Genomic DNA, 12267 nt, shown 5'->3' on the forward strand with positions numbered 1-12267 from the left:
ACGGGTCTCAACCCAGGCGCTGGGCCAAGGCGACCGTGATGCCTTCGGGGCCGCGGACGTAGGCCATCGACCAGACGCCCTCGTACTCACCGATCCCGCCGATCAATCCGTATCCGAGATCGGCCAGCTGCTCGACGTACCCGGAGAGGTCGTCGACCTCGAAGGCGATGCTGCGCAGGCCGGTCTCGTTGGCCAGGGCCTCGGCGGACCCGGGGACCGACGCCGGCCGGACGAAGCTGGACAGCTCGACGCTGGTGCCCCCGCCGGGGACCTGCAGCATGACGATCTCCGAGCGGGAGTCGGGGATCCCGGTCACGACGTCGATGAACTCGCCCTCGACGAAGGTCCGACCCTCGACCTCCAGGCCCAGCGCGAGGAAGAACGCCAGCGCAGGTTCGAGGTCGGCGACCGTGATGCCGACGTGGTCGAAGCGCTTGATGCTCGGCATGGGCGTCAGTCCTGCCGTGTCAGGCGGAGCACCGGGATGGTGCGGATGCCGGCGGTCTTCTCGGCATAGCCGGCGAACCCCGGGTAGCGGCTTGCCTGCTCGGCGTAGATCCGGTCCCGTTCCTCGCCGGTCACCTCGCTGACTGCGACCCGGTAGCGCTCCGTGCCGAGCTCGATCTCGGTGCTGCCGGCGGAGGTCAGGTTGTAGTACCAGCCGGGGTTGCTCGGCGCCCCCGCCTTCGAGGCGAAGATGAAGACCTCGTCGCCGTCCCCGGCCAGGTACATCATCGGGCTGACGTGCTCGGCGCCGCTCTTGCGGCCGACGTGGTGCACGAGCACCATCGGAGCGCCCTCGAACGGGCCCGAGACGCGGCCCTCGTTCGCTCGGAACTCGTCGATCACCCGAGTGTTGAACTCTTTCACGATGCCTCCTGGTGGGTTCATCCTCGAATGTAGTGCGGACCTGGGCGGCCCGATCAGGGGTTCAGCGCCGCCAACACCTTGGCGAGGCGACGCTCGCGGGTCTCGGTGGTCTTGGCGGACTCGATCGACAACGCGTGTGCCTTCTGCGCGGAGTAGGAGAGCCTCTCCCAGGCGGCGGCGGCTTCGGCGTCCGCGGCGAGCGCGGCCGCGAGCTCGGTCGGCGGGTCCACGGTGCGTGGCGCATCGTCGGCCTCCAGGCGCACCTCGATCTCGTCGCCGGCGCCGCGGCCGGTCGCGGCCCGGGTCTCGGCGTTGAACGAGATCAGGAACCGGCCGCCCATCGAGGAGATCGTGTTCGCGTAGGTGTAGTCCCCGTCGATGGTGACCTTGACCGGCACCCGCTTGCCGCGCCCGAACGCCTCCACCACCTCGGCCGGCACCACGATCCCGACGTTGTTGCCGCCCGCGGCGAACAGCACGGTTCTGAAGGTCTGGACGTCCATGGATCGAGTCTCCACGTTCAGTCCCGCTTCGTCATCGGCTCGAACCGAATCGAGGCAGACATGCCAAGGCCAGAGCCACCTCGGTGCGTCGCTCGTTCAGTGGGTGACCGAGCAGGCCCTCGGCCTGGGCGAGTCGGTAGCGGACGGTGTTCTTGTGCACATACAGGTCGGTCGCCACCTGCTCGACGTTCCCACCGCGCTCGAGGAAGGCGAGCAGGGTCTCCCGGATCCGGTCCAGGCCCGCGTCGGCGCCGGCAAGGTCACCCAGCTCCCGGTCGATGAGCGCCACGACCGCTGCCTCGTTGCCCGCCACGAGGCAGGGAAGCTCCACGTCGGCATACCAGGTCGCGCCCGAAGCACCGGTCGCGATCGCGTGCCGCTGAGCGTCGAGCGCTTCGCGGTGGGAGGAACGGAAGTGCTCCACGCCCGTTCCGGGCGTGCCCACCGCGACTCGCACGCCCGGGGCGATCTGGCGTTCCGCGATCCGGCCGATCGCCTCGCGCAGGTCGAGGGGGTCGAGGGTCCGCGGTGTCGCGAGCCAGGACCAGACCTCCCCGCGACCGGCAGGGACGGTGAGCAGGCGGGCCCCGACCGACTCGGCGATCGCCTCGGAAGCGGCGGTGAGGTCGACCAGATCGCTCGCGGTCTCGGTCGGTGTCCACAGCACGAGCCCGACCTGGGGCCCGCGCAGCGGATGGGCGAGGAGGCGCGAGGTGTCGTCGACCGGGAGATCCTCGCCACCCAGCAACGCCCGGACCGTCTCGGCCCGTTGCGCGAAGGCCCCGTGCATCGCAGCCTCGCGCTCGGCGTAGAAGACACCGATGAGGTGCTCGCTGGCCTCGTTGATCCAGGTCCCGCCGTGGTCCCAGAGGTAGACCAGCACCTCGGTCCGGTCCGGGCCTCCCTCGGGCACGTTCTCGGCAACCTCGACGAAGGCCTCCCAGACCGCGTTCGCCGCCACGCGGTAGACCTTGAGCAGCACGCCGAGATCGAGGTCGCGCCGGGCGATCGAGAGTGCCAGGTCGGCCGCCTGCGGTGGCAGCAGGAGCTCCTGCCGCTCGCGTTCGAGAAGGCTCAGGAACACCTGGAACTGGCTCTTCGTCGAGGCGTTCAGCTCGGCGGTGAGGATCGGGTCGGAGGCGACCTCGGGGATCGCCGCCAGGATCTGGCCGTTGACGTGGGCGACGAACGCCTCGACGCGCGCCTCACTGCTCGCCTCGGCGACGTACGCCTGAACCCAGGCCCCCAGGGTCATCGCCATTGTGCTTGAGTCCAATCGATCGTCTGAATTCTGGCAATCGTGCCAAGCGGAAGCCCGTTCCGTTGTGCTGGAATCTCATCCTGTCAGGCGAATGTGGCCCCCGTCACATCGAAGGCCAGAAACCATCAGTCCTCGGAGGCACCGTGTCGAACCCAGATACCTACGACTACATCGTCGTCGGAGCCGGTAGCGCCGGCGCCGTTCTCGCCCACCGGCTGAGTGAGGACCCGACCACGACGGTCCTCCTCCTCGAGGCCGGCCCGGCAGCCGAGGCGATGGAGATCTCCATGCCGGCTGCGTTCCCGAACCTGTTCAAGACCAAGTGGGACTGGAACTACGAGACCACGCCGCAGCCGGGGCTGGGCGGTCAGACGGCGTTCTGGCCGCGGATGAAGGCGCTCGGCGGCTGCTCGTCGATGAACGCGATGATGTATGTCCGTGGTGCGCGAGCCGACTTCGACGCCTGGCAGCGGGACTTCGGCGCCGTCGGATGGTCGTACGACGACGTGCTGCCGTACTTCCTCCGATCGGAGAACAACACCCGGGGTGCCGGTGCCTTCCACAACGACTCGGGCCTCCTGCACGTCGAGGACCGGCGGTACCGGCACGAGTCGACGGAGGCGTGGACCGCCTCGGCACGCAGTGCCGGACTGGCAGCCAATGACGACTTCAACGGTGAGACCCAGCTCGGGGCCGGCAGCTATCAGGCGACCTGTCACCGGGGCCGCCGCTGGTCCACTGCGTCGGCGTTCCTGGGGGCGGAGACCCTTTCCAGGGCCAATCTCAGCGTGCTCACCGGAGCGCTGGCGACGCGGGTGATCGTCGAGGGCACCCGAGCGATCGGCCTGACCTACCTGCTCGACGGCGCGACCACCACGGCCTGGGCGAGCGCGGAGATCGTCCTCTCCGGCGGCGCGATCAACTCGCCGCAGCTCCTGATGCTCTCGGGGATCGGTCCAGGGGCACACCTGGCTGAGCACGGCATCGAGGTCGCGCTCGACCTGCCGGGTGTCGGCGCGAACCTGCACGACCACCCCGTCACCCCCCTGATGTGGCACACCAGCGCCAAGGACGTCGCCGTCGACTCCGTCACCCCAGCCCGGCTGATCCAGTGGCAGGCGACCGGCCGTGGTCCGCTGTCGTCCAACATCGGTGAGACCGGTGGATTCATCCAGACCAGGGACGGGCTGGAGGGCCCCGACATCCAGTTCATCGCCGCTCCGACCGGCTTCTACGACAACGGGCTGCGGGAACCGGCGGGCGCGATGTTCACCACCGGCGTCACGCTGGTCGACGTCGCCAGCCGCGGGCGCCTCACCCTGCGCAGCAGCAACCCGCTGTGGAAGCCCGCGATGGACCCCGCCTACTTCGCCGAGCAGACGGACCTCGACGCGATGCGTGCCGGGTGCCGGACGGCGATCGAGATCGCGAACCAGGGCCCTCTCGCGACGCTGCTCACCGCGCCGTTCCTGCGCACCGGTGATGACGACGCCGCCATCGACGCCTACATCGCCCGGTGGACCCAGACGCTCTTCCACCCGGTCGGGACCTGTGCGATGGGCACTCACGAGGACGCGGTCGTCGACCCGGAGCTCCGGGTGCACGGGATCGAGGGCCTGCGGGTCGCTGACGCCTCGGTGATGCCCAAGGTCACCCGGGGCAACACCAACGCGCCGTCGATCATGATCGGCGAGAAGGCCGCCGACCTGCTCCGCGGCAAGGTGGCCGCGCCCGCGACCACCGCGACCCGCCGTACCAAGGAGACCGCCCGATGAGCACCCTGCTGGACCATAGCCTCGCCACCTTCGACGTCCGCAACCCCGGCTCCGGGGATGTCGTCGGCACCTACCCGATCCACGGCGACGCCGAGATCGCCCTCGCCGTCGAGCGCGCCAGGATCGCCGCCGAGTGGTGGCAGGGAATCGGATACGCCGAGCGGCGCAAGCGACTCGACCGGTTCCGCGGCGTGATCGCCCGCCGGATCAACCAGCTCGCCGGGGTGATCCACGAGGAGATGGGCAAGCCGCACAGCGATGCCGTGCTCGAGGTCGCGCTCGTCCTCGACCACCTCGCGTGGGCCGGCAAGAACGCAGCCAAGGTGCTCGGCAAGCGCCGCGCGAAGGCTGGCCTGATCAACGCCAACCTCGGCGCCACCGTGGAGTACAAGGCCCTCGGCGTGATCGGCGTGATCGGGCCGTGGAACTACCCGGTGTTCACTCCGATGGGCTCGATCGTCTACGCGCTGGCAGCCGGCAACACGATCGTGTTCAAGCCCAGCGAATTCACCCCCGGTGTCGGGAAGTGGCTCGTCGACGCCTTCAGCCAGGTCGTCCCCGAGCACCCCGTCCTGCAGCTGATCACCGGCGACGGCAGCAGCGGCGCGGCCCTGTGTCGCAGTGGTGTCGACAAGATCGCCTTCACCGGGTCCACCGCCACCGCCAAGCGGGTGATGGCCTCCTGTGCGAGAACCTCACGCCGGTCGTGGCCGAGTGCGGCGGCAAGGACGCCCTCCTCGTCGACGCCGACGCCGACCTGCGAGCGGCGGCCGAAGCTGCCGCCTGGGGCGGGATCGCCAACGCCGGTCAGACGTGCATCGGCGTGGAGCGGATCTACGTGCACGAGCGGGTCTACGACGCGTTCACGGGTCACCTGACGGAGGTCGTCGAAGCTCTGCGGGCCGGGGCCGACTCCGGTGCCCTGGTCGGACCGATCACGATGCCGTCGCAGGTCGAGATCATCCGCCGGCACGTGGACGAAGCCGTCGCGGCTGGTGGCCGAGTGATCGCCGGAGGTGCCCCCGTCGACGGTCAGGTGGTGCAGCCGACGCTCCTGGTCGACGTACCGGAGGAGTGCAGCGCGGTCACGGAGGAGACCTTCGGGCCGACGCTGGTGCTGCGCCAGGTGCGCGACATGGACGAGGCGGTCGCGCTGACGAATGCCTCGCGCTACCACCTCGGTGCCTCGGTCTTCAGCAAGCGCCAGGGCACCGCGATCGCCGACCGGATCCGCTCCGGGATGGTCGCGGTGAACTCGGTGCTCACCTTCGCGGTCGTGCCGAGCGTGCCGTTCGGTGGGGTCGGTGACTCGGGCTTCGGTCGGATCCACGGCGAGGACGGGCTGCGTGAGTTCTGCTACCCGCACGCCGTGGTCCGGCAGAAGTTCAACCCACCGTTGCCGCTCATGACCTTCGGTCGCACCGCCGCCACCGAGGAGAAGCTGGGCAAGATCATCGCCCTGGTCCACGGCCGCAAGTAGGACCGGCGCCGACGCGGGACATTCACCGGCTGGTCACTCGAGTTCACCCGGGTGGTCAGCCGGTGAGGTCACCGTCGAACCATGAGCCTGAGGGTGCTGATCGTCACCGAGTCGTTCCTTCCCCAGATCAACGGAGTCACCAACTCCGTCCGCCGCGTGCTCGAGCACCTCGCCGCCGAGGGCCACGAGGCTGCAGTGATCGCGCCGACCGGCCCGCCGGAGTACGTCGGCTTCCCGGTGCTCCGCGTCCGCGGTGCGTCCTTGCCGTTCTACAAGGACTTCCGCCTCGGCCTGGAGACCCGCGGTCGTCTCCGAGCGATCTTCGAGCGCTTCGGTCCCGACGTGATCCACATCGCCAGCCCGGCGACGCTGGGGTACCAGGCGATCCGGGTCGCCGACGAGCTCGGGATCCCGTCCGTGGCGATCTACCAGACCGACCTGGTCGGCTTCGCCGGCCGCTACCCGTGGCTGAGCCTGTCCGGCGGCGCGCAGGCCGCAGCGACCATGACCCGACGGATGCACACCCACGTCGACCGCACCCTGGTGCCGTCGACCGCCAGCCTGGAGCAGCTCTCCACGCTCGGCATCACCGCGACGGCGCTGTGGCCGCGGGGAGTCGACACCGACCTCTTCCACCCCGCGCGTCGTGACCCGCGCCTCCGGCTCCGGCTCGCCCCGAACGGCGAGACCATCGTCGGGTACGTCGGCCGGCTGGCCGCCGAGAAGGAGCTCGGGCTGCTCCGGGAGCTGTCCGAGGACCCGCGCTACGCCCTCGTGCTCGTCGGCGACGGCCCGGAGCGTGACCGCCTGGCCAAGCTGATGCCGCGCGCCCAGTTCCTCGGGCTGCTGCATGGCGAGGAGCTCGCCGCCGCGTACGCGTCGCTCGACGTCTTCGTGCACACCGGCCGGTCGGAGACGTTCTGCCAGTCGGCCCAGGAAGCGCTCGCGAGCAGCGTGCCGGTGGTCGCCCCCCGTCAGGGCGGACCGATCGACGTGGTCGACGATCTCAAGTCCGGCTTCCTCTACGAGCCGGGGTCCGCGAGCGACCTCGCCCGCTTCGTCGACGCGCTGCACCAGAACCCTCGGCTCGCCCGCCGGATGGGTCGCTGCGGACGGACCCAGGTCGAGGGCCGGTCCTGGACCGCCATCAACGGCTTGCTGCTCGAGCACTACCGCGACGTGATCGCGGAACGCGCCGGCCGGCCGGCTCGCCGCACCGCGGCCTGAGCTCAGCCGGTCAGCGACTCCAACACCTGCGCGGCGTCCTCGACGTCGTCGACCAGGAACACCCGGTCGGCGAACCCGCGCTCGGTGGCCATCGTGTGCAGCAGCGGCCAGGCCGGCAGCGTGCTGGTCCAGTACTCCTCGCCGACCAGCACCATCGGCGCGACCATGCCGGGAGCCGCGTAGTAGTTCTCGCACGCGTCCTGGAAGATCTCCTGCACCGTGCCGGCAGCACCCGGGAGGAAGACGATCCCGGCGTCGCAGATGGAGAGCAGGATCGCCTCGCGGCCCGCGTTGCGGAAGTACTTCGCCACCGCGTCGCAGAAGACGTTGGGCGGCTCGTGCCCGTAGTACCAGGTGGGGATCCCCAGCGAGGTGCTCTGCTCGGCCGGCCGATCGACCAACGCCCGTTCACGGAGGCGGAGCGCGGGCCGCGCCCAGTCCTCGATGGACGGGATGAACCGGGGCACCTCGGCCAGCTCGGCGATCGCGGCCTCGACCTCGGTCAACTCCTGGTGGGCCGACCAGGCGCCGAGGTTGGCGGCCTCCATCGCTCCCGGCCCACCGCCGGTGGCGACGGTGCGCCCCTGGGCGAGCCGGTGACCCAGTCGAGCGGCAGCGACGTAGTCGGCGCTGCCTCGCACCGCCGAGTGGCCGCCCATCACCCCGACGATGTGACGCCCCGCGATCCAGGCGTCCAGCGCCTCGTCGATCGCGAAGTCGTGCAGCGCTCGCTGCCGGGCGCGGTGGTGGTCGCGTGGCTCGCGCGACCAGGCGTAGGCGCGCGCATCCACGGAGGCGGCGTACGAGCCGGTGCCGTAGAGCTCGGAGGGTGAGTAGAGGCGGGTGCGGTCGATGTCGACCGGGCAGTGCGGCTCCGGCGGGGCGATCGGCGTCGGCCGAGCCCGCACATGGCGTCGGGTCACCCTCCGAACCCTAGGGCGTCGGAGGGTGACCCGGACCTAGAAGGCCACCGACATCAGCTCACCGAACAGGGCGTGCTCGTCGGCCGGCAGTCCGCGAGCGGCGAACCAGCGACACATGTTGGTGCAGTCGCGCAGCAGGAAGTCGGCCCCGGCGGGGTTGGCGACCAGGTCGACCATCTGCGGCAGGTCGATCACGGCCAGCCATTCTCCGGCAGCGAGCACGTTGTACGGCGACAGGTCGCCGTGCACGAGGCCCTGCTCGGTCAGCATCAGCAGCACCTCGCGGGTCTGCTCGTAGTAGTGCGCGAGCAGGTCGGCGTCGGGCCGGGTCTGCGCGAGCCGGGGTGCGGTCTCCCCGTCGACGGCGATCCACTCCATCAGGATCTCGGTGCCGTCGATCTGGACGGGGTAGGGGACCGGGAGCCCGATCTCGTAGCAGCGCACCAACGCCTCCCACTCGGCGCGGGCCCACTGTCCGGCCGCGACCGAGCGGCCGTAGACGCTGTTGCCGGCCAGGGCGCGCATGTCACGCGTGTTCCGGGTCCGACGGCCCTCGGTGTAGGTCGAGGAGCGGTGGAAGGTGCGGTGCTCGTCGCCGCGGTAGCGCTTGGCCACCATGACGATGGACTCGCCCAGCTCCTCGGAGTCGGGCACACCGCGGTGGATCAGGAAGGCGTCGGCCTCCTTGCCCGTCTTGAGGATGCCGAGCTCGGTGTCGATCGCGGCCTGGGAGGTCACCACCCAGTCGGGGCGGGGTTCCGGGCCGCGGCTGAGCGGCTCGACGCTCAGCCAGGTGGTCCAGCGGCTGCCGGCGTCGTGGCGCAGGTCGTCGTCGGGGTCGAGAGCGATGAAGTCGAAGGTGAAGCGTGGGTCAAGCGAGAAGTCTGAGGTAGACACGAATACTCCGGTGAAGGTGAGAGGTACGGCGGGCGGACATGCCGACAAGGACAGTCGTCATGGGTCGTGCCTCCTCTCGGATCACAGGAACAGCGGTCGTGGACCAGTCTCGGTCGGGCCGCGGATGCGGTGCAACCGAATATTCAGTCGGGTCAGTGGCCCCCGAGGAAGGGCGCCATCAGTCGCGCCGTGATCGACGGTCGCCGGGTGGCGGACTCCTCGGCGTCGGCGAACGTCATCGCCCGCAGGCCGGCGTTGACCCCGAGCCAGCGGAACGGCTCGGGCTCCCAGCGCGGGGAGCGGTGGTTGACCCACGGCAGCGTGGTGAGCGACGTGTCCTCGTCGAGGATCAGGTCGCGCAGGGTGCGACCGGCGAGGTTGGTCGTCGTCACGCCGTCGCCGACGTACCCGCCCGCCCACGCGACCCCGGTGCGCCGGTCCAGCCCGACGGAGGCGCACCAGTCCCGGGGGATCCCGAGCGCGCCGCCCCACGAGTGCGTCACCCGGGTGCCGCGCAGCACCGGGAACATCTCGATCAGGGTGGCGTAGAGCGAGGCGAAGACCCGCTCGTCGCGGTCGTTGGCTGCGGTGATGCGGGAGTTGAAGTGGTACGGCGCCCCGCGACCGCCGAAGACCAGCCGGCCGTCGGCGCTGCGCTGGCCGTAGATGATCAGGTTGCGGAAGTCGCTGAACGTCTCCCGCTCGGCCAGGCCGATCTCGTCCCAGACCGTGGTCGGGAGCGGCTCGGTGGCGATGATGAGCGAGTAGACCGGGATCAGGTCGCGCTCGAAGCCGGCCAGCGAGCCGGTGTACCCCTCGGTGGCCCGCACGACGACGTCCGCGGTGACGCTCCCGGACGGCGTGCGGGCGAGGTGGTCGTCGATCGTGGACACGGGGGTGCGTTCGAAGATCCGCACCCCGAGCTCCTCGACGGCGCGGGCCAGCCCGCGCACCAGCCTCGCCGGGTGGATCGCGGCACAGTCAGGGGTGAAGGTGCCGCCGAGGGTGCCGGTGGCGTTGAGCCGCGCGCGGGCCTGGGCCTCGTCCAGCAGGCTGATGGTCTGCTCGCCCAACCCCCAGCTGCGCGCATGCTCGACCTCGGTGCGTGCGCGCTCCCACTGGGGCGCACTGCGGGCCAGCACGATCGTGCCGCCCTTGGCGATGTCGGCGTCGATGCCCGCCGCGGCGGCGGCGTGGATGACCTCGTCGACGCTGTGGCGCATGGCCCGGTCCAGCGCGAGGGCCGACTCGCGGGTCCCCATCTCCGCCAGCGCGTCGAGCCCCTTCGGGAACAGCGCCGAGGCCCAGCCGCCGTTGCGGCCGGAAGCACCGAACCCGGCGATCTCCCGCTCCAGGACGACGATCCGCAGATCGGGGCGCGCCTGCGCCAGGTAGTAGGCGGTCCAGAGGCCGGTGAATCCCGCGCCGACGATGCAGACGTCGGCGACGAGGTCCTCGTGCAGCGGTGGACGAGGCGTGAGCGGCTCGCCGGCCGTGGCGTGCCACAGGGAGAGCCCGTCGTACTCCATCAGCGGACGCCCCAGTTGTACGACTGCGTGTGCAGCCGCAGGTACATGAACGTCTCGGTGCTGACCACCCCGGGGATGGTGCGCACGTGCGAGGAGATCAGGTCGAGCAGGTCCGAGTCGGACTCGCAGACGACCTCGATCAGGATGTCGTACGGGCCGGCGGTGATCACCACGTAGTCGACCTGGGGAAGCAGCGCCAGCTCGTCGGCGACCGGCTCGAGCGGCCCCGTCACCTTGACCCCGACCATCGCCTGCCGGGCGAAGCCGAGCTGGAGCGGGTCGGTGACGGCGACGACCTGCATCACGCCCGAGTCGGTGAGCCGCTGCACGCGCTGTCGTACGGCGGCCTCGGAGAGCCCCACGACCTTGCCGATGGCCGCATACGATCGGCGACCATCAGCCTGGAGCTGCTCGATGATCGCCTTGCTGACCTCGTCGAGCGCCGGCGCAGGCTTGTTTCGCTCCCGATTCATGTCCGCCATTGTGGACGATGGTTTCCATTGTTTGGAACATGTTCCACGACGTAGTTCGTTGCAATCGTGTTTCTAGGCCACGGATTCCCTTGTCCTGGCCCAGGAATTCGTGCCACGATCCCAGCATCCGGCGGATGGCCGGTGTGGATGAGGGGGTGCGTCGTGGCTGGACCTGGCCTCAGCCGCCGTGGGGTGTTGAAGGGTGCCGGCATCGGGGCGTTCGGGCTGGCGAGCCTGGCGGTGCTGCCGCGGTTCGGGACACCGGACCTGAAGCAGGACCCGACGCAGTGCTTCGCCAAGGACCTGTCGGCGACCGAGAAGAAGCTGATCATCTCGAACTGGCCGGCGTACATCGACGAGGACGACGGCGACTACCAGTCGACGTTGACCGTCTTCCAGGAGCAGACCGGCATCGAGGTCAGCTACACCGCCGACGTCAACGACAACAACGAGTTCTTCGCCAAGGTGAAGAACCAGCTCGGCGGGTGCGAGCCGACGAAGCGTGACATGTTCATGCTGACGGACTGGATGGCCGCGCGGATGATCCAGATGGGCTGGATCCAGAAGTTCGACAAGGCCAACGTCCCCAACCTGGACAAGAACCTGATCTCCTCGCTCCAGGGTGTGGGCTGGGACCCGAAGCGCGAGTACTCGGCCCCGTGGCAGAGCGGTTTCAGCGGCATCGCCTACAACAAGAGCCTGGTGCCCGAGGTGCGGACGATGGAGGAGCTCCTCACCCGCCCCGACCTCAAGGGCAAGGTCACGATGCTGACCGAGATGCGCGACACGATGGGCCTGATGCTGCTCTCCGAGGGCAAGGACCCGAGCAACTTCACCACCGCTGACTGGGACGCCGCGATCAGCAAGGTCGACGACGCCCGCAAGAAGGGCCAGATCCGCGCCTTCACCGGCAACGAGTACATCAACGACCTGGCCGCCGGGAACATCGCGGCCTGCGTCGCGTGGTCCGGTGACGTCGCCGCGGCCGAGGACGAGAACATCGTCTTCCTCAAGCCGGACGAGGGCATGATGATCTGGTCGGACAACATGATCATCCCCAACCTCGCCACTCACCAGGCCAACGCCGAGAAGTGGATCGACTACTACTACCAGCCCGAGGTCGCGGCGAAGCTCGCCGCCTACGTCTGGTACGTCTGTCCCGTCGACGGGGCGCAGAAGGCCATGGAGAAGATCGACCCGACCCTGGTCGACAACCCGCTCATCTTCCCCAGCGAGGACTACCTCAAGTCCACGCACAGTTTCATGGCGCTCGACGAGGCCACCATGCGGACGTACGAAAGAGAGTTCGACGATGTCAAGAGCGGCTGA

General features: G+C 69.7%; 11 protein-coding genes and 1 pseudogene. 4 read left to right on the forward strand and 8 right to left on the reverse strand.

Annotation, left to right across the window (positions count from 1 at the left end; genetic code table 11):
- Positions 1 to 7: 7 nt before the first annotated feature.
- From ACZ5J1_RS03950 to ACZ5J1_RS03965, 4 genes are read right to left on the reverse strand one after another with little or no spacing between them, the layout of a single operon-like run.
- Complete coding sequence (locus ACZ5J1_RS03950; protein ID WP_464562709.1) at positions 8 to 448, reverse strand: VOC family protein; 441 nt, start codon at positions 446 to 448, stop codon at positions 8 to 10.
- 5 nt (positions 449 to 453) lie between these two features.
- Positions 454 to 870, reverse strand: a complete 417-nt coding sequence (locus ACZ5J1_RS03955) for a nitroreductase family deazaflavin-dependent oxidoreductase (protein WP_464562711.1) — start codon at positions 868 to 870, stop codon at positions 454 to 456.
- A gap of 53 nt (positions 871 to 923) precedes the next feature.
- Positions 924 to 1373 carry a YdeI/OmpD-associated family protein gene (locus ACZ5J1_RS03960; protein WP_464562713.1) on the reverse strand — a complete coding sequence of 150 codons (450 nt, stop codon included), beginning with the start codon at positions 1371 to 1373 and terminating at the stop codon, positions 924 to 926.
- A gap of 31 nt (positions 1374 to 1404) precedes the next feature.
- On the reverse strand, positions 1405 to 2634 hold the full coding sequence (locus tag ACZ5J1_RS03965) for a PucR family transcriptional regulator (protein WP_464562714.1): 1230 nt from the start codon (positions 2632 to 2634) through the stop codon (positions 1405 to 1407).
- Between the two features lie 143 nt (positions 2635 to 2777).
- Here ACZ5J1_RS03965 and ACZ5J1_RS03970 point away from each other — a divergent pair, with 143 nt between their 5' ends.
- The 3 genes and pseudogenes from ACZ5J1_RS03970 (at position 2778) to ACZ5J1_RS03980 (ending at position 7116) form a co-directional block, all read left to right on the forward strand.
- Positions 2778 to 4409, forward strand: a complete 1632-nt coding sequence (locus tag ACZ5J1_RS03970) for a GMC family oxidoreductase (RefSeq protein WP_464562716.1) — start codon at positions 2778 to 2780, stop codon at positions 4407 to 4409.
- Positions 4406 to 5889, forward strand: a pseudogene (locus ACZ5J1_RS03975) (aldehyde dehydrogenase family protein). Before ACZ5J1_RS03970 ends, ACZ5J1_RS03975 begins: the two are co-directional and overlap by 4 nt.
- A gap of 81 nt (positions 5890 to 5970) precedes the next feature.
- Entirely contained in the window at positions 5971 to 7116 is a 1146-nt protein-coding gene (locus ACZ5J1_RS03980) for a glycosyltransferase family 4 protein (protein ID WP_464562718.1), read from the forward strand.
- 2 nt (positions 7117 to 7118) lie between these two features.
- Here the strand turns inward: ACZ5J1_RS03980 and ACZ5J1_RS03985 are convergent, their stop codons facing one another.
- The 4 genes from ACZ5J1_RS03985 to ACZ5J1_RS04000 all read right to left on the reverse strand — a co-directional run bounded on the left by ACZ5J1_RS03985 (position 7119) and on the right by ACZ5J1_RS04000 (position 10938).
- The gene (locus ACZ5J1_RS03985) at positions 7119 to 8039 is read right to left on the reverse strand and encodes an LOG family protein (protein WP_464562720.1); all 921 of its coding nucleotides are present in this window, start codon (positions 8037 to 8039) and stop codon (positions 7119 to 7121) included.
- A gap of 36 nt (positions 8040 to 8075) precedes the next feature.
- Positions 8076 to 8936 carry a serine protein kinase RIO gene (locus ACZ5J1_RS03990; RefSeq protein WP_464562722.1) on the reverse strand — a complete coding sequence of 287 codons (861 nt, stop codon included), beginning with the start codon at positions 8934 to 8936 and terminating at the stop codon, positions 8076 to 8078.
- Between the two features lie 152 nt (positions 8937 to 9088).
- Positions 9089 to 10465, reverse strand: a complete 1377-nt coding sequence (locus ACZ5J1_RS03995; RefSeq protein ID WP_464562724.1) for an NAD(P)/FAD-dependent oxidoreductase — start codon at positions 10463 to 10465, stop codon at positions 9089 to 9091.
- Complete coding sequence (locus ACZ5J1_RS04000) at positions 10465 to 10938, reverse strand: Lrp/AsnC family transcriptional regulator (RefSeq protein ID WP_464562726.1); 474 nt, start codon at positions 10936 to 10938, stop codon at positions 10465 to 10467. Before ACZ5J1_RS04000 ends, ACZ5J1_RS03995 begins: the two co-directional genes overlap by 1 nt.
- 162 nt (positions 10939 to 11100) lie before the next feature.
- On the opposite strand from ACZ5J1_RS04000, the gene ACZ5J1_RS04005 reads away from it, so the two are divergent.
- Entirely contained in the window at positions 11101 to 12267 is a 1167-nt protein-coding gene (locus ACZ5J1_RS04005) for an ABC transporter substrate-binding protein (RefSeq protein WP_464562728.1), read from the forward strand.

It is taken from the genome of Nocardioides sp. JCM 18999, from assembly GCF_055391175.1.

What these genes read in the sequence shown, in the direction of transcription:
- ACZ5J1_RS03980 (WP_464562718.1), top strand. Translation starts at nt 5,971, where the DNA reads ATGAGCCTGAGGGTGCTGATCGTCACCGAGTCGTTCCTTCCCCAGATC.
- ACZ5J1_RS04000 (WP_464562726.1), bottom strand. Translation starts at nt 10,938, where the DNA reads ATGAATCGGGAGCGAAACAAGCCTGCGCCGGCGCTCGACGAGGTCAGC.
- ACZ5J1_RS03950 (WP_464562709.1), bottom strand. Translation starts at nt 448, where the DNA reads ATGCCGAGCATCAAGCGCTTCGACCACGTCGGCATCACGGTCGCCGAC.
- ACZ5J1_RS03965 (WP_464562714.1), bottom strand. Translation starts at nt 2,634, where the DNA reads ATGGCGATGACCCTGGGGGCCTGGGTTCAGGCGTACGTCGCCGAGGCG.
- ACZ5J1_RS03960 (WP_464562713.1), bottom strand. Translation starts at nt 1,373, where the DNA reads ATGGACGTCCAGACCTTCAGAACCGTGCTGTTCGCCGCGGGCGGCAAC.
- ACZ5J1_RS03995 (WP_464562724.1), bottom strand. Translation starts at nt 10,465, where the DNA reads ATGGAGTACGACGGGCTCTCCCTGTGGCACGCCACGGCCGGCGAGCCG.